Here is a 24,536-nt window from a genome sequence, read left to right as displayed (position 1 = left end):
ATCAATTATAAAAAAGAAAAAAAGGAGGAGTAGTCAATGAGAGATGCATTAGGGATGGTAGAAACTAAAGGTTTAGTAGGTGCAATTGAGGCGGCGGATGCAATGGTAAAATCCGCAAATGTAACTTTACTAGGATATGAGAAAATCGGATCAGGATTAGTTACTGTTATGGTAAGGGGCGATGTAGGGGCTGTCAAAGCCGCAACGGATTCTGGAGCCACTGCAGCTGAAAAGGTTGGAGAGCTAGTTTCTGTTCATGTTATAGCTAGACCCCATATGGATACAGAAAAAATATTGCCCAAATTAGACAAGGAATAGAAATCTTGGGAAGGAGAATATCCCTATGATTGAAATGGATCAAGAAACCATGAAGAAGATAGTAGTTGAGGTCTTAAATAGACTGAGGCAAGGCAATGATGATAAAAATATATCCATTGGTATTTCAAACAGACATATTCATCTTAGTAAAGGGGATCTTGAAGCACTATTTGGAAGGGGATATAAGCTAACCAAGCTAAAAGCTTTGAAGCAGCCAGGACAATTTGCTGCTAAAGAAACTGTAAGTGTCATGGGGCCAAAGGGGAGACTGGAAAACATAAGAGTACTTGGACCCCTTAGGGATACAACACAATTGGAGTTATCGGTAACCGATGGATTCAAGCTAGGAATAAAGCCACCGGTTAGAGAATCGGGAAAAATAAATGGGACTCCTGGTATGATCCTTAAAGGGCCTAAGGGCCATATAGAAAAGGATAAAGGTGTAATAGCGGCCCTACGACATATTCATATGCCCAGGGAATATGCCGAAAGATATGGCTATAAGAATAATTCAATGGTTGATGTGGTTACCAATGGTATTAGAAGGGTGAAGTTCTATAATGTTTTAGTCAGAGTATCGGATAATTATGCTTTAGAGATGCATATTGATACCGATGAAGCAAATGCAGCTATGCTTTCCAATGGGGACACGGTAATGATAGAAGCTTAATAAACTAAGAGCTTGCAGCTTTACTAGATTTGAACAAATACAGTGAAGCTGTTAAGACTTATTTTATACCCCTTTTAGATTTTATGAAGTGAGGTGGAAATCTTGAATCTTGATGAAATGATTAATCTTATAGTGGAGGAAGTTTTTAATAGGCTAAAAAGTCCACCTAAGAATGCATTAGTAATATTTACAGGAGGAACTATAGGCTTTAATGAATCAATTAAGCAGATAAAAAGGCTTCTAGATAATGACTATCGATTGAATGTTGTTTTATCAAAGTCAGCAGAAAAAATACTAACTCCTGAGTTGATAAAGGATAATTTAGCAGTGGATACAGTTTATAGGGAAAGTGAAGTCGAGGATGTAAATAAGCTTATGGCTAATATAGACCTATTGATATTACCAACTTTGACAATGAATTCAGCCGCTAAAATAGCCCTATGTATATCGGATACATTAACCACCAACATTGTTTCGAGGGCAATTATGAAGGGGATTGAAATATTTGCAGTAAAGGATGCCTGCGACTTAGAAAATCCCATAAGGCCAAGTTTAGGTTTTAATAAAATACCAACAAAATATATGGATAGATTAAAGGATTACATGAAAACAATGAAAGAATATGGAATTATATTAGTAGATTCCTATCAATTATTTAATTCCATTATGGGCAAAGAAAATATTACTGATAACAATGCTGTTATGAAGGTAACTAGGGATTCAGAAATATCCTTAAATAAGAAGGTTATCACTAGAGAGGACATAGTAAAAGCCAGTCAAAACAAGCAAAAAATCATACTTGGAGATAGAACGGTTATAACTGATTTAGCAAGGGAAGCCATTAAAGAATTTGATGTAAAAATAATAAGAAAATCATAAAGATAAACAATTTTAAGGTTGTTTATCCATAGAAGGTGATTTATAACATGTATATAGGAGAAATAGTGGGCTTAGTAATTTCTACAAGCAAGGATGAAGGGCTTGTGGGAAAAAAGATATTGATAGTTCAGCCTATGAATGCAAAATATGAGCCGATTGGTAATACTGAGGTTGCAGTTGATTGTGTTGGAGCAGGTGCCGGAGAGTATGTACTTGTTACAACGGGTAGCTCTGCTAGAAATATCTTTAATAATTCAAAATCACCTATTGATAGAGCTATTGTAGCAATAATTGACAATATAGAAGTAGAATCTTAAAGGAAGGGAAGCCATATGGGTAAGGTTTATACTAAGACCGGGGATACCGGTGAAACGGGGTTGTTCGGTGGAAGTAGGATATTAAAGGATGATCTTAGAGTTGATTGCTATGGTACCTTGGATGAGGCTATATCAATGATAGGAGTTGCATATTCCATTATAGAGGATATGGACATAAAGGAAATACTTAGATGTACCCAAAACAAACTATTTTGCATAGGTGCTGAACTTGCAAGTGATGAAAAGGGAAATATGCTGCTAAGGGATAAAATTAGAGAAGAAGATGTTTCTATACTGGAAGGTATAATAGATAGATATTCGGAAGAGGCTGGGCCTCAAAAAAACTTTGTCATTCCTGGAAAAACCACTGCATCAGCTACATTACATGTCGCTAGAACCATAATCAGAAGAGCTGAGAGAAAGATTATTACTTTGAGTAAGAATACCGGGGTAAGTAAACCTATTCTAATGTATATGAATAGATTATCCGATGCTTTATTCGTTCTTGCAAGAATACAAGGGGAAAGAGCCTTCATAAAAAATGTAAAAAGGAAAGTCATGGAGAGATTAGATGTGCTTTTAAATAAAAAAATATTGACCCTTAGGCTGGCAACGAAGATGGCTAGAACCGCTGAAGAAAAGGCAAGAAAAATGGGTGTATCCATAGTATATTCCATTGTTGATTTAGGAGGTAACATTATCCTCCTACATAGGATGGAGGATGCATTATTGGCGAGTACAGATATATCTATCAATAAGGCATATACGGCTACAGCTTTGAAGATGTCAACGGATAAGGTTGCTTCCTTAGTACAGCCAGGTTCAGAGCTATATGGAATTCAATGGACAAATAATAATAGAATAGTGGCCTTTGGTGGAGGCTATCCCTTAAGGGACAAGGATATGATTATTGGTGGAGTAGGCGTAAGTGGAGGGACTGTGGAGCAGGATATGGAAATCGCATTACATTCCTTAAAAGTGTTTGAGCTGGAAAGGGGAATTTAGTATGAGTATGGCAATAAATCAAATAGAAGAAATCATAAAAAAGGTAATGTGTGAAATCAATGAACAAACTACCAAGAAAAATACCCTATGTGAGGATAATTTAGGAGTTTATGAAGATATAAATGATGCTATTGAAGCTGCTTGGATAGCAAAGCAGAAATTTTCAAAATATAGTTTAGGAGATAGAACTAGAATCATTAAGAGTATCAAAAATGAAATAAATGAAAATATTGAATATATCTCAAGAATGTCTGTTGAAGAAACGGGTATGGGAAGATATGAACATAAGATTTTAAAAAATAAATTGGTCATTGAAAAAACTCCAGGGGTAGAAGACCTAAAATCAGAAGTTTTTACTGGGGATGGTGGATTGACATTAATCGAATATTCTCCCTATGGTGTTATAGGGGCTATAGCACCTTCAACCAATCCTACGGAAACTATTATTTGTAATTGTATAGGAATGATAGCAGCGGGTAACTCAATTGTATTTGGACCACATCCTGGGGCTAAGGATGTATCTGTTAAAACCGTGGAAATTATTAATAAAGCTATTGAAAAGGCAAATGGCCCTAAAAATCTAGTTACAACAATAAGAAATCCGACCATAGAAAAAGCACAGATACTTATGAAGCATGGAAAAATTGATATGGTATGTGCCACCGGGGGACCAGGTGTAGTTAAAGCGGCAATGTCATCGGGGAAAAAAACCATAGGCGCTGGTGCAGGTAATCCTCCAGCCGTTGTTGACTCCACAGCAAATATTGAAAAAGCCGCCAAGGATATTATTGACGGCTGTGGCTTTGATAATAATTTGCCCTGTATTGCTGAAAAAGAAGTTATTGCCCTAGACGGTATAGCAGATTATTTAATGTTTTGTATGAAAAAGAACAATGCATATGAAATAAAGGATACCACAATTATAGATAAACTTGAAAAATTAATTTTGAAGGAAAATGGCGAACCAAATAGAGAATTTGTTGGAAAAAATGCAGATTATATACTAAAAAGCATTGGAATAGATTGCAATGAGGATATTAAAGTGATAATAGCCGAAGTAGATAAAGACCATTCATTTGTGATGGAGGAATTAATGATGCCAGTACTTCCTATAGTAAGGGTTATGGACATTGATGAAGCAATAGAATTAGCTATTAGGGTTGAACATGGAAATAGGCATACTGCTATCATGCATTCCCAAAATGTTGACAATTTAACTAGACTTGCTAGGGCCATACAAACAACTATATTTGTTAAGAATGGGCCTTCTTATTCGGGCATAGGCTATGGTGCAGAGGGATATACCACCTTTACAATAGCTGGTCCAACCGGTGAAGGCTTAACTTCTGCTAGGGCTTTTTCAAGGAAAAGAAGATGTGTTTTAGTTGAAGGATTCTCAATTAAATAGAATTGAGGGTGACGACATGGAAAATAAACTGATACAAGCTGTACAGGAAGCTGGGGTTGTAGGTGCGGGGGGAGCTGGATTTCCAACCCATATAAAATTGAGGGGGAATGCTGAGTATATTATTGTTAATGGTGCTGAGTGTGAGCCATTATTGAGGGTAGATCAACAGCTTATGGCATCTAAGACTAATGAAATATTGAAGGCGTTAGATGGTGTTGTTAAGGAAACTGGAGCTAAAAAAGGAATAGTGGCTTTAAAATCAAAATATCATAAGGCCTTGGAAAGCTTAAATAAATATATTAATCAATATGAAAATATAGATATATTTAAATTGGGGAATTTTTATCCTGCAGGAGATGAGCAAGTCACTGTATATGAAGTGTTAAATCGTATAGTACCCGAAGGTGGAATACCCTTAGAAGTGGGTGTGATTGTCATAAACGTTGAAACACTTTTAAATATACATAATGCATTGAATGGTATTGTAGTTACACATAAATATGTAACTGTAACTGGAGCAGTGAGAATGCCTATAACTATGAAGCTTCCAATAGGAATAAGTATTAAGCAAGCCATGGATTTAGCTGGTGGAACTATGGAGGAAGAGTTTTGTGTAATTGATGGTGGCCCCATGATGGGTAAACTTATTGATGACATTGAGGCACCTATTACTAAAACCACAAAGGGAATAATAGTTCTACCTAAGGATCATGGCTTGATTAAATCAAAGGATAAAGGCATAGAAAAGATGTTAAAGCAGGCCAGAAGTGCTTGCTGTCATTGTTCCCTATGTACCGAGGTTTGTCCAAGGAATCTATTAGGACATAAATTACATCCGGATAAAATAATGAGAATTGCGAGCTATGGAGATGCATGTGATAGTACCCTGTCCATAACCGAAGCCTTTCTATGCTGTGAATGTGGACTTTGTGAACAAGCTTGTATTATGGGTCTACAACCTTGGAAATTAAATAAGTTTCTTAAGAATCAAATGGGCCGTAATGGAATAAAGAAAAATCATAATAGAAAGCCTAAACTGGCAAATCCATTTAGGGAATATAGAAAATTTCCAGTAAAAAAATTAATAGCACGATTGGGAATTGAAAAATATGATGTTGAGGCCCCATTAAAACAGGATATCACAAGGAATTTCAATACCGTTAAGATAAATAGACGACAACATATAGGAGCATGTACGGAGCCCGTTGTTGGAACTGGTGATAAGATAGGCAAAGGACAATTAATCTTAGATATACCAGGGGATAAGCTAGCAGCTAAGATGCATTCCAGTATAAATGGTATTGTAAAAGAGATTCATGACGACTATATTTTAATCAGCAAGGAGTAAAATCAAAGAAAGGGGAATATGGTAAATTTATCTTTTATGAAAAGAGGGGATACAGGTGAAAGATGCTATTGGATTAGTGGAATTTAAAAGTATAGCAAGGGGAATACAGGCAACGGATGAGATGATAAAATCTGCAAATGTTGAGCTTGTATTATCTACGCCTCTATGTCCTGGGAAATACGTATCTTTGATATGTGGAGACGTTGGAGCTGTAAATACTGCTGTTAAAGTAGGTGGAAACCTCGGTGGGATATTTACGATAGATACCCATGTAATACCTAATGTACATAAAGCTGTTTTTCCAGCTTTGACTGCAACGACGGATGTTAATAAAATAGTTTCCTTAGGAATTGTAGAAACAATATCTGCATTGACAGCTGTAGTTATTGGGGATATAGCTGTTAAAGCCGCAAATGTTGAATTATTAGAGATAAGAATAGCCAGAGGATTAGGGGGGAAGGGGTTTGTAATCCTAACGGGAGAAATATCCTCCGTTAAATCGGCAATAAAAACTTGTTTAAATAAATTGAAGGATACAGGTGAAATTGTATGTACATCTGTTATAGCCTCACCTAGTAGAGAGTTAGTTTCCAAAATAATATAATGAAAATGATAAAAAACTGCTTTAAAAGCAGTTTTTTATCGGAATGTGAGGTTTATATATATAATTATATATTTATGAGGGGGTTAATGCTCATTAACATATAATATTAATAGCCATTTACCTTTGAACTCTACCGGAAGCATCACCCTTTGCTAAGGCTTCAACTTCTTCAGGGGAAACTAGATTAAAATCCCCATGAATTGTATGCTTTAAAGCAGATGCTGCAACTGCAAATTCTAATGCGTCCTTGAAATCCTTACCAGATACAAGGGAGTATATTAGTCCACCAGCGAAGGAATCTCCTCCACCAACTCTATCCACAATTCTCACATCATATTTTTTAGAATGATAGAATTCCTTTCCATCATAAATTAAAGCCGACCAACCATTATCGGATGCAGAATAGCTTTCACGTAATGTAGTTACTACGTATTTGAATCCAAAGGTTTCCTTCATCTGTTTAAATATACTCTTGTAGCCTTCAAGCTCCAATTCTCCAGTAGTTACATCGGTGTTACCAGGTTTAAAGCCAAGAACCTTTTCAGCATCTTCTTCATTTCCTATACAAACATCAACGTATTGCATTAGGTTAGACATAACTTCCTTAGCTCTTTCAGGAGTCCATAATTTCTTTCTATAGTTCAAATCCACTGATACTGTAACGCCATGTTTTTTAGCAGCCTTTAGGGCTTCTTCAGTAACAAGTGCAGCTTTTTCGCTTAAAGCCGGTGTGATGCCTGAAAAATGGAACCACTCTGCGTCCTTGAATATTTCATCAAAATCAAAATCTTGAATATCTGCTTCTGCTATAGCTGAATGGGCCCTATCGTAAACAACCTTAGAGGGTCTCATAGAAGCACCTGTTTCTAGGAAATAGATTCCAACCCTATTTCCGCCCCTAGCAATATAATCACTGTTAACTCCAAATCTTCTTAAATGATTTAAGGCACTATCACCAATTGGATTTTTAGGTAGCTTTGATACAAAATGAGCATCTAGTCCATAGTTTGCTAAGGAAACAGCTACATTTGCTTCACCACCACCATATACCACATCAAATGACTCAGCTTGAACAAATCTCCCATATCCAGGTGTAGAAAGTCTAAGCATTATTTCGCCCATGGTAACAACTTTTTTCATTTAAATAACCTCCATCTATAAATTTATAATTTCCTTAAGTATTTGAAGTTTGTTTTAAGACACTAAAAACTACTTAAATCCTTGAAACTTGGAACATGGAACTTGGAACTAAAAATCCATTTGGAATTTAAGATTTTCTAGCTTCTTTTATTTTACTAACGAATTTTTTAGCTGTTTCAGTTATATCTTCCCTAGATCCTTTAGTTAAAGCTCCACCAGCTCCAACTGCTACACAGCCATTCTTGATCCATTGATCAACATTATCTAAACTAACGCCACCCGTTGGCATAAGTACTGCTTGTGGAAGAGGGCCTTTAATGGCTTTGATAAATGAAGGGCCAAATGCGCTTCCAGGGAACACCTTGATAACATCCGCACCGGCCTCCATAGCTGTAATCATTTCTTTTATTGTCATACAACCTGGCATATAGGGGATTTGATATCTATTACATAGCTTTGCAGTATCTAAATCAAAGCCTGGACTAACTATATACTTGGCTCCTGCAAGTATTGCAATCCTAGCTGTTTCACTATCAAGAACAGTACCAGCACCTACTAGAAGCCTATCACCAAATTCATTAACTAAATCCTCGATTACCCTATGGGCTCCAGGAACAGTGAATGTAACTTCAATTGCATCTATTCCACCCTCCATACATGCTTTTGAAATATTAACTGCCTTTTCTGTGTTTTCTGCTCTTACAACAGCAACTATACCTGTGTCTTCAATTCGTTTGATAATCTCATGTCTTTTCATAAGAATCCTCCCGACTCTAAATGTTTCACAATATGAAACTAAGTTTTATAATTTGAACCTATATCTTGATTATAAAAAAAAAAATCCTTTTTAGCAAGGGGGAAATTACTATTTTTATTTTATATGTTGATTATTTATGTAATAGGCTGGAGAATTTGATAAAATAGGTTATAGTGTAGTTTACCCTAAGAAAGGAGCTAATGATTTTGAAGATAGTTTGTATTGGTGATAGCTTAACCTATGGTTATAAATTAAGTCGATCAGAGGTTTGGACAAAGTTGATCGAGAAAAAATATGGTGTAGAGGTATTGAATAAAGGGATTAATGGAGATTCCACAGGGGGAATGCTGTCTAGGTTCTATGGAGACGTTATAGATAATAAACCCTCATATGTATTTATTATGGGAGGAGCAAATGATTTAATTATGGAGGTACCTTTAAATGTCATTAAATCCAATATTTCTACTATGGTACATCAAGCCTATGGAAATAATATAATACCTATTATTGGAACTCAGCCCTTAACAGAACCTAAAATGGCTAAAAGATATTGGTCTAATATAACTGACTTTGTAAGGGTTAATGAAGAATTGATGGAAATAAGGGAATGGATTATGGAGTTTAGTGGTATTTTCAATGTCCAAGTTGTGGATTTTTGTGGAGAATTGGGCAGTATCATAAATGAAGAGAATAAGACCGAATTTTACATTGATGGATTACATTTGACACCTAAGGGAAATGTGAATATGTTAAGGACTATAGAGTCTCAAGGGAATCTAAGTTTTATCTAAGGCAGATTGAAAAATAAACTATGACCTTACTCGTTTATTTTTTCATATGCCCAAGGATAAGGGGGCATATAAGGAAAGACCTTGGACACTAATAAATATATCCAAGGTCTTTAGAAATTTCTCTGGAAGTTTCTTTAACTAGCTTTCCAAAGTATTCTATTTTATCTTCATCTATTCTCATTTTGGGGGTAGAAATACTTATAGCATATTTGATTTCTTTGTTATAATTAAATATTGGCGCAGCAACACATATTACCCCTTTTTCATTTTCTTCATTGTCTATTGCAAAGCCATTATGCCTTATGATATTTAGTTCCTTTAGCATATCATCCTTTGAAATGATAGTGTTTTCCGTGAGTTTACTCAAATCATCCTTAACGGACTTCCAAAGCTTTGAAAATTGATCATTATCCAAATGTGCCATGTAGGCTTTTCCCACTGCAGTACAATATATTGGAATTCTTTTTCCAATATATGAATGCATTCTAATAGTATTGTTAGACTCAATCTTATCTATATATACTATTTCATTTTTCTCTATTGAAACTAAGTGAACTACTTCGTTAGTTTCCTCTGAAAGTCTTTTAATGTGTTGTTTGGCAATAAGTACAATATCTACAGAATTTAGGGTTATACTGCCAATTTCCAAAAATTTTAATGTGAGCTTATATTTATTATTATCCTCATTTTGATTAACATATCCCCTATAGATGAGAGTGTTTAAAAGTCTATGGACAGTACTTTTATTTAAGTTTACCCTTTTTGATAAATCTACTAAACCCACTTCTCCACTCATTAAGGCCTCTATGATGTCAAAGGTTCGATCTACTGATTGCACAATATCAGATTTCATACGATAAACCACCCTTCATGAAATAAAACTTAATAGAAAGTATAGGATAAAAAGATGAAATATGCAATAAGTTTTTATAATAGAGGAAATTGCATAACTGTGATTTGGCAGAATTGCATAATTACAATCCTCAAAAACTTACTGCTACATATAGTCTTAAATGCCCTAGAGGCATACCACATTTATTATGCAACTTAGCCAAGTTAGAGTTATGCAATTTCCTTACCTGTGTAACTGAACAATTTTATGTTTAAAATACCATAAAATATGATATTATATAAAAAGATACAACAGTATCAAAAAACAGATACTTTGAATCAATACTAGTTTAAGAGGTGTATTAAATGGCTACCATAGATGATATCGTTAAAAAATCTGGAGTTTCTAGAAGTACTGTGTTTAGATTTCTAAACGGAAACAATGTACGGGAATCTAGTAAGCAATTGATAGTAGAAGCTATGAAGGACTTAAACTATAAAATGGATAAGCTCACGAAGAGTCTCAATCTAAATTTTGAAATAAGCGTATCTCCAGAATATATGCATTTCCAAGGATTTACCCAGATGGTTCAAGGAGTAATGGAGGCATGTGAAAAAAAGGATATAAAAGTGAACCTTGTTATTAGGTCCGGAAAGCAAATCGATGAGGATTACTCCAACTGGGTCAAGAGTGACAATAAAGGAGTATTGATAATAGGTAAAAACAAAGAGGATGAGATTAGAGAAGCAAAGTTCTTAAAGAAAAAGAATATTCCCCATATCTTTATAAACCATAGAATAGAAATTCCCGATATAAGTTATGTATGTGTTGATTTTGAAAAAGCTGCCTATGATGTAGTTAATTATCTTATAAATAAGGGGCATAGAGATATTTTGGTTATAGGAAATCCCCAGGAATTGTTAGTTGATGAATTGAAAATAAATGGATACTTAAAGGCTATGAAGGATAATGATATTGAAATTAAGGATAAACATATAATAATTTCACAGGATAGTAAGGAAAGTGAAAAAGCCATAAGAAATATATTGGTTTCTAAGGATAGACCAACTGCATATTTTGGTATATGCGATTCAAAGGCAATAAAGTTTATCAATATTGCTAGAACCATGGGATTCTCCATTCCCGAGGATATATCTGTAGTAGGAATGGATAATGTAAATATGGCTGAATATAGTGTGCCTCCGTTAACTTCAGTGGAGGTGAATTTTAAATCACTTGGAGAAAAATCCGTAGAACAGCTTATAAATATTATAAAATACGATTTTACTACTATAAAGGCATTTCTAAGTCACTCAATAATAGAGCGAGAATCGGTACGTCAAATATAAGTCATAGTTATTAAATAACTATGGCTTTTATTTATTAGAACTTTGGTTTGGAAATACTCCTTTGTGTATGAAGAGTAAAGACTTCAGCACTGGTCATTTTCAGTTAAAGTATCTTTATCATGACACTTTAGTCTTAAAAGTGTCATTTAACCGCTGAAATATAGCGAAAAAATAAAAATCTATATTAAAACAACAAAAAATATTGACATTTATTATGGCACTATAGTATCATAAAAGTATCAAAAGTAGTGAAAGGGGATAATATAAAATGGATACTAGGTATAGTGTTAGTCCTGTAGAAGGAAAAGAACTTGATACACAGGGTTTGAGAGAAAACTTTTTGATAGAGGATTTATTCAAGAAGGATGAGATAAATCTCGTATATAGCCATGTTGATAGAATAATTGTTGGAGGAGCTTGTCCTACAGAGCCCCTTAAATTGGAAGGTGGTAAAAGCCTTGGCACAGATTATTTTCTTGAGAGAAGAGAGTTAGGAATAATCAATATTGGAGGCAAGGGATATGTAGTAGCTGATGGAGAGAAAATAGAGATGAATCCAAGGGATGGATTATACATAGGCAAGGGTGTGAAGGAAGTAGTATTTGGTAGCGAAGATTCTGAAAAAACAGCTAAATTTTACTTCAATAGCGCTCCTGCACATAAGGAATATCCTATGAAAAAAATTAATATAAGCGATGCTGAGCCAGAGCATTTAGGTTCCTTAGAACAGTCCAATAAAAGAACCATATATAAATATGTTCATCCAGCGGTTTGTCAAAGCTGTCAGCTTTCAATGGGAATGACTATATTGGAACCAAACAATGTTTGGAATACTATGCCTTGCCATACCCATGAAAGAAGAATGGAAGTTTATATGTACTTCGATATGCCAGAGGATGGATTGGTATTCCATTTGATGGGAAAACCTGAAGAAACTAGACATATAGTAATGAAAAATGAACAAGCAGTTATTTCTCCAAGCTGGTCAATACATTCCGGGGTTGGTACTGCTAACTACACATTTATATGGGGTATGGTAGGAGAAAATCAAGTGTTTTCTGACATGGATCATATAAATAATTGTGATTTAAAATAGATAAGGGAGGAGCTTATATATGGATTATAATTTAAGCGAATTATGTGAAAGTTTTTCCTTGGATATGTTTTCATTAAAGGGAAAAGTTGCAGTAGTAACCGGAGGTAATACAGGGTTAGGACTTGCATACGTCATGGCATTAGCTAAGGCTGGAGCAGATATATTTATAATTAGCTATAATGAAGATAACTGGGAAGAAATCAATGAATCAATCAAAGGATTAGGACAAAAAGTGGAGTTTATAAAGACAGATCTTTCCAAGAAGGAAAATGCGAAACAATCCATAGATGAATGCATAAAAAGATTTGGAAGAATAGATGTACTTATTAACAATGCAGGAACAATAAGAAGATCTCCTATTTTAGAATATAAGGATGAGGATTGGGAAGCTGTAATAGATATTAATTTAAATGCGGTGTATTATTTAAGTCAAAGTGCGGTTAAGCATATGGTGAAGCAAGGCTGTGGGAAAATTATAAATATAGCTTCTATGCTATCCTTTCAAGGAGGAAAATTTGTTCCACCATATACAGCAAGTAAACATGGAGTTGCAGGGATTACAAAGGCCTTTGCCAATGAGTTAGCTGATAAAAATATACAAATAAATGCAATAGCTCCTGGATATATAGCAACGGCTAATACAGCACCTATAAGGGCCGATGAAAAAAGAAATGAAGAAATTTTAGGTAGGATACCTGCAGGAAGATGGGGAGAAACATCTGATTTAATGGGTACTGTAGTATTTTTAGCTAGTAAAGCCTCAGATTATGTCAATGGACATATTTTAGCTATAGATGGTGGCTGGCTGGTTAGATAAATTTCCTCCTATAGAGATTATAGAGTGAAATCCAATATATATATCTAAGTACTGTATGTTTTTTGAGTTTTGGATGTATGTAAGGACTTTTGCTCAAGTCTTTATAGAAGGGGAAAACGTTTAAATAAAAGGGAGGAACTTAAGATGTTAAAGAAGAGTATTAGTATTTTACTAGCCGTAATAATGATTATGGGATTGATGGTAGGATGTTCACAAAAACCGGCTTCTAGTGAAACTACTTCAAATGATGCTAAAGCCAAGGAAAAACAGGAACAGATAGTGATGAAGGTAGGCCATTCACAACCAACCACTACTCCAAGACATAAATCTTTCTTAGAATTTGAGAAAATAGTTGAGGAAAGATCAAATGGAAGAATACAAGTTGAGATATATCCATCGGGTCAGTTAGGAAATGAGCCTGAAATGATAGAAGCCGTTAAGATGGGTTCTATACAAGGGGTAAGAGCAGGTAGATTTGATGATGTTGCAACTGAACTTTTAGTATATACTATGCCCTTCCTTTTCGATGATGTAGAAAGCTTCCAAAAGGCTGCAAGGGGAGAAGTAGGACAAAAGATTTCAAAGGCTGCCGAGAAAAACAATATAGTTATTTTAGCTACCGGTGATGCAGGTGGATTTAGAAATATAACAAATAATGTAAGACCTGTACAATGTCCTGAAGATCTAAAGGGATTAAAGATTAGAACCCCTGGTGTTGAAAGTATAATCAAAACTATGGAAGCATTAGGTGCAAATCCAGTTTCCGTTCCATATGTTGAAACTTATATGGCTTTAAAAACCGGAGTAGCTGATGGACAGGAAAATCCATTTGTGAATATCGAATCCATGAAGTTTAATGAAGTTCAAAAATATCTAACCGTAATAAACTATCAAGTTCATCCAGATCCATTCTATGTTTCAAAATCATGGTTTGATACGTTGAGTAAAGAAGATCAAGAACTTCTGACTAAAGCTGCTGAAGATATGATGGTAATAAGTGACAAAATGATGATAGAAGGAAATAAGGAAGCCTTTGAAAAAATAAAGGATAGCGTTGAAATTACTGAGTTGACTCCAGAACAAATAGAGGAGTTTAGAAAGCTTGCTAAGCCTGTTTATGATTACTTTATCAATGAAAAGAAATACTTTAGTCAAGACTTAATAGATGAGATCAAAGCAATAAAGTAAAAAATATAAAATATAATTAATATTGGGGTTGTCTCAAAATATAATCCCTGAGGCACCCCCATTAAACTATGCTTGAGTGGGTGAAAATATGGATAGAGTTGAAGAAATATTGAATAAAGCCTTATCATTTTTATGTATATCCTTAATGGGGTCGTTGAGCTTTCTAGTAATCCTTTGTGTAATTCTAAGATATGTTTTTTCTATAAGCTTTGTTTGGACAGAAGAATTAATAACAATCCTATTTTTGGCTACTACTTATTTTGGACTTGTGCTGGGAGTTAAGCATAATGAACATATACAGATAGAATTCTTGACTGAAAAGTATGGGCAAAGGGGAAAGGCTATATCTGATGTGATTATTGGGCTCATAGTAATTTTTGTCCAAATAATAGTATTTAGAGCTTCCATTGTATGGATACAAAAAGTGGGAAATGTTTTATCCCCTGGTATGCGAATACCCAATAAGATGATTTATGCCATGTTTCCTATTAGCTGTATTCTAGTGGCATTCTATGAGGTATGGAAAATCAAAAGTGTAGTATTGGATATATTAAGCGGCAAGTTATCTAATCAAAAGAGTGTTGGAAGCTAGCAGTATAAATGGAGGGATTTATCAAATGAATGTAATATTTCTTTTATTATTTTTTTTAGTATTTATAATAATTGGTGTACCCATATGCTATTCATTAGGTATGTCAAGTATATTGTTCTTAATGTTCACAAATCCAGGGTTTATAGAAATGATTCCTCAAAGAATTTGGGCTGGAACCAACATATATGTAATGATAGCGTTACCCCTATTTATATTGGCTGGTGAATTAATGAATTCAGGAGGAATAACAAAAAGAATAATAGATTTTAGTTTATTCACTGTAAAGCCTATTAAAGGAGGCTTAGGAGAAGTAAATGTATTTGCAAGTATGATTTTTGGTGGAATATCTGGGTCGTCGGTTGCCGATACATCTGCTATAGGATCAGTTATGATTCCTCAGATGGTTAAAAAAGGCTACAGTAGAGGCTTTTCAGCAGGTATAACAGTCGCATCCTCTACCATGGGAATGATAATACCTCCTAGTGTTCCTATGCTAACCTATTCAATGATATCTGGAGCATCGGTTGGGGCCCTGTTTATGGCAGGAGTAATCCCAGGGATACTTATAGGGGGAAGCCAGATAGTTATTTCAAAAATCATATCTAAGAAAAACAATTATAAACTAGACTTAAGTGAAGAATTAAAGCATAAAAATATATTTAATATAGCAAGGGAAGGAATTTTGGCTTTAATAATGCCCGTATTGATTGTTATAACCATTTCCTTTGGTATTGCTACTGCCAGTGAGTCTGCAGGAGTAGCGGTATTATATTCATTCATTATTGGATATTTTGTTTACAGGGAACTAAAAATAAAGGATTTACCTAGGATATTGAAGAGAACCGTCCTATCTTCTAGCTCTGTTATGATAGTTATAGGGTTTTCCATGATATTTAGCTGGATATTGGCCATGGTGCAATTTCCAAATACAGTATCAAATTTCTTTATGAATCTAGATATTAGTAAGTTTTGGATTTTACTCATGCTTGATATATTTATACTCTTAATAGGTATGTTTATAGATGTTACCCCAGCCCTTTTGTTAGTAACACCTTTATTGTTACCGATTATGAATTCCATTGGGGTAGATACTCTACAATTCGGAACCATAATGATAGTAGGATTGGCTATGGGGTTAGTTACTCCTCCCCTAGGTATGTGTTTAAATGCATGTACTAAAATAAGAGATTGTGATTTATCTATTGTAGATATTTTTAGAAATGCAATTCCTTTTTTAGCATGTAATTTCTTCATATTACTTTTGGTTACATTCGTACCCCAGGTATCTTTATGGCTTCCTAAAATATCGGGATTATTGTAGGAATTAAAGTTTTTAAAGGCTATAGAATCTAAATCTATATTAGAATCCTTAAATAATAGAGGATTCTATTTTATTGTATACTGACAGCAATGGATTCATTGTTGCCAGTTTTTTTATTATTTTAAAGCTTGTCCTAAATAAAATGGTATAATTATTTTATATAAACGTTATGTAATTTCCTCAATAGACTAAGAATTTAGGTGATTATTATGAATGAAAAAATTTTGTCCTTCTTAAAATCCTTAAAGAATAAAAAAACTATTTCCCTAGGCGAATTGGAAAAATTGTTTTCTGGGGATATAGCCTATGAAGTCTTTGCTGGGGAGATAAATAGACTTATTGAACTAGATATACTTAGGGAAATAAAGGAACATGGGAAAAATAATAAGCCTATACCCCTTGCAAATACATATCGATTAAACAAATATGCTTTAAGAAAAACATTTATAGATGAAATACAATGTTTTCAATTAAGGGTCCATAAGGATATTAATCTCAGCTCTTTCTTATCCTTAAGTGAACAGCAATGGAAAAATGATTTAGCATATATTAAGATGATCGATATTTATCTCAATGAAAAGGGATTTCCTACCGGTAACGTTACCCCACAAGAACGCTCATTCCAATTAGTAGGAGATGAGAAATGGATTGATGAAGGTGGAGGCAAGGTACTATTAGAAAGACTTGGTATCCTTAGCAAGCTTAAAATCAATAATGAACCTGATCCCCTTATGCTAGCCGTAAATCCTAAAAACTTTTCACAAGCGGAGTATAGTCATCTTATCGTAGAGAATAAAGCAACCTACTATGGATTACTAAGTGCCCTTGATAGTACAAAGTTTACTACATTGATCTATGGAGCTGGCTGGAAAATAATATCGGGTATTTCACACCTTGAAAAACAGCTATCCTTAGAGGGCAGAAAACATACTTTGTATTATTTTGGGGATATAGATTTTGAGGGAATAGCTATTTGGAATGCTTTAAATAAAAAGGTACCTATAGAGCCTGCCTGTGATTTTTATGGAGAGCTTGTAAAAAAGAATAGTGCAAAGGGAAAAGAAAATCAAAATAAAAATCAAGAAGCCTTAAATAATTTTTTGAAGTTTTTTGATAAGGATAATCAAAATAATATTAAATACACCCTAGAAAATAAGGGATATTATCCTCAAGAAGGATTGAATAAAAGGGAATTACAGGATATTTGGAGGAAGTTTCGATGGTAATAAATATGAAAGCTATAACGGAGAACTATAAAGAGCGTATACAAAGACTAGCCCTCTTTGATCCATTATTCAAGCTTCAAAATAAAAAAGGCAGGGATAATAGCGATAAAACTATTGATTATCATAGTTTAGGGCTTTTGACTCTCCTTTTCTTTTTTGAAAATATGCTCACTAGGAACAGAAAAACCGGAGTAAAGGAGCTTGCCCAGTTCTTCTTTGAAATAAATCAAGGGGAAATAGATTTAAGCTTAGATGGTTTTGAAAGGGTTGCTAGAACAATAATAGAGACCTTTAGACCTACCAGTGGAAAACGAAGCTTTAGAAGCTTCTATAACTGGAACACAAGACGGGAAGAAATAGTACAGTATTCTATTCTAAAGGCGGATAGATCAGATATAGAAAACAATACCCAATATTACACCTTGGATGAACAAGGGTTAGAGCTAGTTTTTGCTACAAAAGAATATTTTAGTGAATTTCAACTTTCTATAAATCAATTAGTGTTAAGAAAGCAGTTAGAAAAGGGAGAGTTTGTGAGTGCCCTCCGGCAAATAGATGAGATGTCAATAGATGTAAGGAATCTTAAGGATCGAATAGTAAATATAAAACATGAAATACAACGTAATATAATATCCGATGAAACCTATAAAAGATATAAAGAAATTATTGAGGATGTAAATCAAAGGTTAGTTAGAGAAAATGAGGAGTTTGAAGAATTAAGAAGTTTTGTAAGAGATACCAAGGAAAGAATAGGATATGAGTTAAGGGAAGAAAAGGAACACGATACCTATGAACTTATAATTCAAATCGATCGTGAGCTTGGAGAAGTTCACCATCAGCATAAAAAGCTTTTGGAGGAAAGTATCATATTAAAAACCAGCGCCCTTGATGCGGCTCAAGAGTCCCTATATTATGTTGGAATAGACTCTTTTAACTTTAATCAAGATATAACAAGTCGAATGCTTTCTTCTCCATTACCCCTAGAAGCTTCCCGTAGATTAATAGAACCCTTCCTATTCACGGAAAAATTTGATGCATGGTCTCCTCTTACTGTCTTTAGTACCCAAAGAATTGAGGTTGAAAAGCAGGAAGAGAATTTTGACGAATTTCCAGATGTATATGAGGAAGACATGCTGGATGCTGAAAAAACTATTTTAAGAAAGAACTTCAAGAAGATAATGGAAATGATTCTGGATATAATGGATGGTAGAAATGAAATAACCCTTGGGCAACTTGTTAAGTATATGAAAGAACATAAAGAATATAGTAAAATGCTAAATTATCGGTCATTTTATGATTTTTGGATTATACTTCATCAGCATTCGCCATTGTTAATTGTAGAATCAGAAGAAGAGGAGATTACGCCATTATTTGGAGAAGTTAAAAATTTACTAAAGGGCAAATTTGAAACCATAGAAGCTAATGAGATAAATGGAGTGATAAATGAAAACCATCGGTATAGTATAGGAAATATTAGACTAAGACTGGGGGAAAGGGATAATGTTGTATCATCATGAACAGGTCATAAAAGCCTTTAATTTATATTCAAAACTATCGGTTAAGGGATACGGAGAAAACGATGAATTAAGGTTATATCTAGCGGACGATGCCATAAGGGGCTTAGTGGATCAATTTGCTAAGGAAATGGATTGCACTATTGTTTCAGCCGGGGATTATATATATCTTATACCTATATCTATAGATTCCATTTTCCATGTATCTAATGACACTATAAAACGTATATATCTACCCTCTAAGGCTGTAAATCTAGATATATATTTGATGTATGTCACGATTATAATACTTTTTGGTGAGTTCTATGATAGCTATCAAACCATGGAAGCCACAAGGGATTTCATATCATTAGGAGATTGGCTCTTGGGGGTTAATGAAAGGATATTTTCATTAAAGGAGTTGGATATTGAGGAATTAAAGAAATTTGAGAAGGAATATGAGTATAATTGGGTGGCAATAGTTGAAAAATGGGATGCAATGGATGACCTAAAGGAAAATGTTAAGGCCCAAAATGCAAGGACAATTAGTAGATTGAGCTTTCTTAATACAGTAAAAAGGTTTTTAGAAGCCCAGGAATTAATTAAAGATATAGGAAATGATGAAATAGAATTAACTGAAAAAACTAAAACCATCATTCAGAGATATTATATGGAATTAGAATACAATAGAGGAATACTAGAATTTATGTATCAACTGGATAAGAGAAAGGAGAAAGAAAAACATGCCAGCCATTTCTAAAATACGCTTTACAAATGTAATATACGAGGGCGGAGGAAAAAGATATAACGATGACATATTTCAGTTTGATGGACATAATGGAGCTATACTACTGGAAAATGGTGGTGGTAAAACAGTATTGATACAAACTGCTATACAGGCAGTGTTGCCCCATTCCGATTTGGCAGATAGAAAAATAAAGGAGACATTATCCCTAGAGGGTAATTCAGCCCATATAGCAATAGAGTGGATAATCAATGAAAGACCTAGAAAGTATGTAGTTACAGCTGTTACCCTTTTCACTAGTAAAAAGGGACTTGATTCATATAAATACGTGTATGAATATGAGAGCAATGATAAGCATTCCATAGAAAATATACCCTTTACAAAGAAAACAACTAATGGCAGACTTCGTCCTTCCAGTAAAGAAGAAATGAATGAATATTATGGGCAAATGAAGAATCAATATATGAACGCCCATCTCTTCGATACCATAAAGGACTATCACAAATATATTGAAGATTATTATAAAATAATATCTTCAGAATGGAAGCGAATAGCCATTATAAATAGTGCTGAAGGTGGAGTAGAAAGCTTTTTTGATGGCTGTAAGACTACTGGACAGCTTGTGGATAATCTTCTAATACCGACGATTGAGGAAGCCTTAGCTGGAAAGGGTACAAAGGATTTTGCCCAGATATTTCAAAAAAATAGAGAATACTTTAAAAAGCATAAACAGCTGAGGGCTAGAATCCAAGAAAGTAAGGCGGTAGAGGAGCAAATAGGCTATTATGTAAGAACATTTACTGATTTGAATAAGGTCGAGCATGACTTTATAAAGGAAAAGGAAGAAGCAAAGGCTTTATATGATTTCAGTACCGATGAAAGGAATAAAATTACTAGTAAAATCGAAGAAAATAATGCCTCCCACGGTGAGCTAGAAAAAAAGATAAAGGAATTCAATAGAAAAGAAGCATCATATAAGCTTGCATTAATAAATGAAGAGTTAACCCATAGGAAAGATAAATATAATACGAAAAAGGAAGAGTATGACCATATAAGGGAAGCATATGAAGCTAAAGAAAAAAAACTCATGAATCTTGAAGTGGCAAAGCTCAAAAAGGAAATAAAGGAAAATAAAGATGCCATAATTCTTTATCAAAATCAGCTTATGGAGCTTGATAAGGATGAAGAAATAGTAGATATTCAAGAAAAACTTGATAAAAATTCTTCAGAGCTTAAGGGAATATTTGTGGAAGAAGAAAACAAGCTTTTAAAAAATGCTAATTATATAGAAGGTCAGATTGATAGATATAGAGAAGCCCTTGAAATTCATAAAAATACATTACAAAAACTGCAAAAAGATGGATTGAAAAAGAACAACGAAAGGGCCGGACTAGAAGCAAATATAAAAAACTACAGGAACGATATGGATAAAGTATGTAAACAGGTTCTAGATAATGCCCAAAATGAGGATATTGAAGAAGAAAATATCAAATGGAAAAGAAGAATCCAGGACTTAGATAAAAATATAAATATGACAAATGACCATATAAGTAGTATAAAAGAAGAAAAACAAACAATATCTAATACATTATCTCCCCTTAGAGATGAACTGAAAAACCTATTACAAGAAGAGAACACAAAAAATAATGGGATAGAGGCATTGACTGAAGTACATGATGAGCTATTACTTAAATTAAAGGAGTTTAGATTAGATTGGGACTATTTTAGTTCCTTGTACATTAAGCAACCAACGATATTAAGCTATTTTGAAGGTGAAATAGAAAAACTAAGAACTCAGAAAGAGGAGCTATTTCAAAGGGAACGTAAAGCATATAGATTTTATGATGATTATGGGAATAATGATTATTTTACCGCTGATCCACCCCTTCAAGGTTTAATAGATGCTTGGAAAAATCAATTTAATCTACTTGAAACAGGAACAATATATGTGGGGAGAGTAGCGAAGACCCTTGGAATATCAGAAACTGAGCTTTACAATTCTTATCCCTATTGGGCCATAACTGTAGTTACAACCCAAGGTGAAATAAATAAACTAATAAAAAAAATAGAAGGTAAGATCGATGTTCTAACCCATCCAGTTTATATTATTACTGATAATGAAGCAAGAAATATTATAAATAACAAAGGAAACCTTAAGGAAAGACACATTTTTCCATATTTATGGAAAGAAAATTTGGATCAAAGGAACTTTATCTCATGGAAAAATCAAATAAAGGCAGTAGCCGATGCCACATCTAAGGAACGTAGGGCAAAGGAAAATGAAAATAATAGATATGAGGTATATTTACTGGATTTAAAAAGATTTTATGACAAATATCCCTATGAATATCATCAAGAGCTTCAAGAAAATTTAAAGGAATTGAGAACCTCCATTGATGAAGTTCAAAGGAAAATTAATTCAAAGGAAGATAGATTAAAGCAAATAGAAGAAGAAACATCAAATCATCGGAGGAAACTCAGTGAATTCCAAGGAGAGCATAATTTACTATCAGGTAAGATTGAAAAATTTTATTACTATTCAGATAAAAAAAGCATGAAGAAGAAATCCGAGGAAGAATTATTTAGAGTACAAGAAGAAATAAAAATAATTGAAATTGATACGAAAAAAGTCAGCAATGAAGTCAAAGTTACTGAAGATACCCTTGGGGATATAAAAGAAGATCTTAGGGAAAATAATGCAAGCTTAAATATGATAAGACAGGATAAGCTTTATAATGAGGTTATAGGTGAAATATCTTCCTATACAGATAAAAGCAAAAAAGCCTTAGAAGAAGAACGTCAGCATCTTAAGGATAGACTAAATAAAAAGCAAATAGGGAGAGAGGATATAGAAAAATCCCTTAATAATTCCAAGACAGCTAAAGAAAATTTTGAAAGGGGTTTAAAAAATAAGCGTAAGTTAGCAAAATATTTAATAAATGAAGAATTCAACTTTCCATTAAAGGGAGAAGAGCAGATTAATAGATTAATAGACGAGATAAGTAATGATAAAGAATCTTTAGATAAAATAGCTTTAAAATTTGAAAGGGCAGAGGAGTTATATAAGGATAAATTAAAGGAATACGAGCTAAGAAAAAAAGATTTCCATGATGTCTATGAAGAAATATTTGTGTTTACAAGGCTACTACCCATTGTAAAAGAAGAATTAGAGAATGAGGAAGTTGATATTGATAAAGAGGGTAAATACTTAGATAAAATGAAAACTAAATTTTCAAAGGAATTAAAGGAAATAAATGAAGCCATAACTGAGTTTGAAAAGTACAATACAAAATATAATTATCTTGTGGAAGAAATAAATACTAAAACATTGTCCTCGGAAATGGAGCAGGAATATCCCTACAAAAGATTAGAGATTGTTAGGGGTTTAATAAAAGAGCTTGATTTGCATCAAGAGAATTTGAAGAGGTTGATGAAAAGGGTAGGGGAACATAGGAATCAATTTATAATTTTTTGCGAAGAAAAAATATATGATATTAAGATTAAGGAAATGGCTGTATCAGGTATTAAAACTAAGAACAAATATAGTGAAGTCCTTGACTGGCAATCAAAGATGGAGGATAGAATATCAAGAATTATTAAGATTTCAGAGGACCATATGAGGGAATACGATAAAGACCTTCAGCACTTCATCAATCATCTGCATACTTATATATGTGATATTGCTGGGGAACTTCGATTAATACCAAAGAAAACAAAGGTTAAAATAGAAGATAAATGGAGAGAAATATACTTATTTGATGTTCCAGATTGGGATGAGCAAGAGGGTAAAGAAGAGCTGAGAAGGCATATAGATTGGATGCTAAGTCAGTTAGATAGTAATAATTTCAAGGATGAACAGGGAAATGAAGATTATGTGCTTATGAAAAAAAATATTGAAAAATGGCTTCAAGCTAAGCAGCTCCTAAAAAATGTAATGAAGCAAAACCAAATAAGGATAAAATGCCGTAAAGTAACTAATGATGGTAGGATAAGCGGCATGCCCCACTCATGGGAAAGATCGAATAAATGGTCCGGAGGAGAAAAGTGGAGTAAAAATATGGCATTGTTTTTAGGGGTATTGAATTATTTGTCAGAGAAAAGACAGCATATATCCACAAAACAAAAACGAAATCGTACAGTTATAATGGACAATCCCTTTGGAAAGGCTTCTAGTGACCATGTACTAGATCCCGTATTTTTTATAGCAGAGCAACTGGGTTTTCAAATAATAGCACTAACTGCCCATGCTGAAGGGAAATTTATACGGGATTATTTTCCCGTTGTATACAGCTGTAAGCTAAGACCCGCCGCTGACAGAGATAGTCTGATTATTAGTAAGGAAAAAGAAATACGCCATACATTTTTTAAGGATAATGATCCTATGGCATTAATAAGGCTTGGAGAGCAAGAGCAGCTTACATTATTTGAAGTGGCTATGACTGAGTAAGTTTTTTAATCTATAGATTGTCATAAGGAATAAGAAACTGGTAACAATACCTAAATTGCTTGCCAGTTTTTTTATTTTAATTATTTTACTTGATATCATATTGCTATTCTTAGATAATAATACAAGAAGGAAATAAAAAAAGAAAAATATACGAACAAACATTTGCATGTCGATAGTAAATCATATAAGATTA

22 protein-coding genes are annotated in these 24,536 nt (G+C 33.7%); 19 read left to right on the top strand and 3 right to left on the bottom strand.

Going from position 1 to position 24,536, the window contains the following annotated elements; genetic code table 11:
• The first annotated feature begins 36 nt into the window (after nucleotides 1–36).
• The 8 genes from pduA (at nucleotide 37) to N4A68_17385 (ending at nucleotide 6,549) form a co-directional block, all read left to right on the top strand.
• Nucleotides 37–318, top strand: a complete 282-nt coding sequence (pduA, locus tag N4A68_17420) for a propanediol utilization microcompartment protein PduA (protein MCT4566075.1) — start codon at nucleotides 37–39, stop codon at nucleotides 316–318.
• A 25-nt stretch (nucleotides 319–343) separates the two neighbouring features.
• Nucleotides 344–988 carry a phosphate propanoyltransferase gene (locus N4A68_17415; protein MCT4566074.1) on the top strand — a complete coding sequence of 215 codons (645 nt, stop codon included), beginning with the start codon at nucleotides 344–346 and terminating at the stop codon, nucleotides 986–988.
• A gap of 102 nt (nucleotides 989–1,090) precedes the next feature.
• The gene (locus N4A68_17410) at nucleotides 1,091–1,867 is read left to right on the top strand and encodes a flavoprotein (GenBank protein MCT4566073.1); all 777 of its coding nucleotides are present in this window, start codon (nucleotides 1,091–1,093) and stop codon (nucleotides 1,865–1,867) included.
• Nucleotides 1,868–1,914: 47 nt separating this feature from the next.
• Complete coding sequence (locus N4A68_17405; protein ID MCT4566072.1) at nucleotides 1,915–2,184, top strand: EutN/CcmL family microcompartment protein; 270 nt, start codon at nucleotides 1,915–1,917, stop codon at nucleotides 2,182–2,184.
• A gap of 15 nt (nucleotides 2,185–2,199) precedes the next feature.
• A complete protein-coding gene (locus tag N4A68_17400; protein MCT4566071.1) occupies nucleotides 2,200–3,189 on the top strand; it encodes a cob(I)yrinic acid a,c-diamide adenosyltransferase in 990 nt (329 codons plus the stop codon).
• Between the two features lies 1 nt (nucleotide 3,190).
• Nucleotides 3,191–4,597 carry an aldehyde dehydrogenase EutE gene (locus N4A68_17395; GenBank protein MCT4566070.1) on the top strand — a complete coding sequence of 469 codons (1,407 nt, stop codon included), beginning with the start codon at nucleotides 3,191–3,193 and terminating at the stop codon, nucleotides 4,595–4,597.
• A 16-nt stretch (nucleotides 4,598–4,613) separates the two neighbouring features.
• Entirely contained in the window at nucleotides 4,614–5,945 is a 1,332-nt protein-coding gene (locus tag N4A68_17390; GenBank protein MCT4566069.1) for an SLBB domain-containing protein, read from the top strand.
• 55 nt (nucleotides 5,946–6,000) lie between these two features.
• A complete protein-coding gene (locus N4A68_17385; GenBank protein MCT4566068.1) occupies nucleotides 6,001–6,549 on the top strand; it encodes a BMC domain-containing protein in 549 nt (182 codons plus the stop codon).
• Nucleotides 6,550–6,666: 117 nt separating this feature from the next.
• On the opposite strand, the gene N4A68_17380 is transcribed toward N4A68_17385, so the two are convergent.
• Both N4A68_17380 and N4A68_17375 read right to left on the bottom strand, forming a co-directional pair.
• Nucleotides 6,667–7,689 (bottom strand): sugar kinase, encoded by a 1,023-nt coding sequence (locus N4A68_17380; protein ID MCT4566067.1) that lies wholly within the window; start codon nucleotides 7,687–7,689, stop codon nucleotides 6,667–6,669.
• A gap of 127 nt (nucleotides 7,690–7,816) precedes the next feature.
• A complete protein-coding gene (locus N4A68_17375; protein MCT4566066.1) occupies nucleotides 7,817–8,446 on the bottom strand; it encodes a bifunctional 2-keto-4-hydroxyglutarate aldolase/2-keto-3-deoxy-6-phosphogluconate aldolase in 630 nt (209 codons plus the stop codon).
• Between the two features lie 206 nt (nucleotides 8,447–8,652).
• On the opposite strand from N4A68_17375, the gene N4A68_17370 reads away from it, so the two are divergent.
• Entirely contained in the window at nucleotides 8,653–9,237 is a 585-nt protein-coding gene (locus N4A68_17370; GenBank protein ID MCT4566065.1) for a GDSL-type esterase/lipase family protein, read from the top strand.
• An 88-nt stretch (nucleotides 9,238–9,325) separates the two neighbouring features.
• Here N4A68_17370 and N4A68_17365 read toward each other — a convergent pair whose 3' ends face one another.
• Nucleotides 9,326–10,090, bottom strand: coding sequence for an IclR family transcriptional regulator (locus tag N4A68_17365; protein MCT4566064.1), 765 nt, complete (start codon nucleotides 10,088–10,090; stop codon nucleotides 9,326–9,328).
• A 344-nt stretch (nucleotides 10,091–10,434) separates the two neighbouring features.
• Here N4A68_17365 and N4A68_17360 point away from each other — a divergent pair, with 344 nt between their 5' ends.
• The 10 genes from N4A68_17360 to N4A68_17315 all read left to right on the top strand — a co-directional run bounded on the left by N4A68_17360 (nucleotide 10,435) and on the right by N4A68_17315 (nucleotide 24,343).
• Nucleotides 10,435–11,418 carry a LacI family transcriptional regulator gene (locus N4A68_17360; protein MCT4566063.1) on the top strand — a complete coding sequence of 328 codons (984 nt, stop codon included), beginning with the start codon at nucleotides 10,435–10,437 and terminating at the stop codon, nucleotides 11,416–11,418.
• A gap of 268 nt (nucleotides 11,419–11,686) precedes the next feature.
• Nucleotides 11,687–12,514 (top strand): 5-dehydro-4-deoxy-D-glucuronate isomerase, encoded by an 828-nt coding sequence (gene kduI / locus N4A68_17355; GenBank protein ID MCT4566062.1) that lies wholly within the window; start codon nucleotides 11,687–11,689, stop codon nucleotides 12,512–12,514.
• Nucleotides 12,515–12,533: 19 nt separating this feature from the next.
• On the top strand, nucleotides 12,534–13,331 hold the full coding sequence (gene kduD, locus N4A68_17350) for a 2-dehydro-3-deoxy-D-gluconate 5-dehydrogenase KduD (protein MCT4566061.1): 798 nt from the start codon (nucleotides 12,534–12,536) through the stop codon (nucleotides 13,329–13,331).
• 144 nt (nucleotides 13,332–13,475) lie between these two features.
• The gene (locus N4A68_17345) at nucleotides 13,476–14,519 is read left to right on the top strand and encodes a TRAP transporter substrate-binding protein (GenBank protein ID MCT4566060.1); all 1,044 of its coding nucleotides are present in this window, start codon (nucleotides 13,476–13,478) and stop codon (nucleotides 14,517–14,519) included.
• A gap of 88 nt (nucleotides 14,520–14,607) precedes the next feature.
• On the top strand, nucleotides 14,608–15,111 hold the full coding sequence (locus N4A68_17340) for a TRAP transporter small permease (GenBank protein ID MCT4566059.1): 504 nt from the start codon (nucleotides 14,608–14,610) through the stop codon (nucleotides 15,109–15,111).
• A 25-nt stretch (nucleotides 15,112–15,136) separates the two neighbouring features.
• Nucleotides 15,137–16,432 carry a TRAP transporter large permease gene (locus N4A68_17335; GenBank protein ID MCT4566058.1) on the top strand — a complete coding sequence of 432 codons (1,296 nt, stop codon included), beginning with the start codon at nucleotides 15,137–15,139 and terminating at the stop codon, nucleotides 16,430–16,432.
• 209 nt (nucleotides 16,433–16,641) lie between these two features.
• The gene (locus tag N4A68_17330; protein ID MCT4566057.1) at nucleotides 16,642–17,658 is read left to right on the top strand and encodes a DUF2220 domain-containing protein; all 1,017 of its coding nucleotides are present in this window, start codon (nucleotides 16,642–16,644) and stop codon (nucleotides 17,656–17,658) included.
• On the top strand, nucleotides 17,652–19,175 hold the full coding sequence (locus N4A68_17325; GenBank protein MCT4566056.1) for a replicative DNA helicase: 1,524 nt from the start codon (nucleotides 17,652–17,654) through the stop codon (nucleotides 19,173–19,175). The genes N4A68_17330 and N4A68_17325 overlap by 7 nt, the downstream gene beginning before the upstream one ends.
• Nucleotides 19,159–19,911, top strand: a complete 753-nt coding sequence (locus N4A68_17320; GenBank protein ID MCT4566055.1) for a DUF6063 family protein — start codon at nucleotides 19,159–19,161, stop codon at nucleotides 19,909–19,911. The genes N4A68_17325 and N4A68_17320 overlap by 17 nt, the downstream gene beginning before the upstream one ends.
• Nucleotides 19,895–24,343, top strand: coding sequence for a hypothetical protein (locus N4A68_17315; GenBank protein MCT4566054.1), 4,449 nt, complete (start codon nucleotides 19,895–19,897; stop codon nucleotides 24,341–24,343). The genes N4A68_17320 and N4A68_17315 overlap by 17 nt, the downstream gene beginning before the upstream one ends.
• The last annotated feature ends 193 nt before the right edge of the window (nucleotides 24,344–24,536 follow it).

It is taken from the genome of Maledivibacter sp., assembly GCA_025210375.1.
GTDB lineage: Bacteria > Bacillota > Clostridia > Peptostreptococcales > Caminicellaceae > JAOASB01.
The sequence above is the reverse complement of the archived record's forward strand: the minus strand, read 5'-3'. Positions and strand labels throughout refer to the sequence as shown.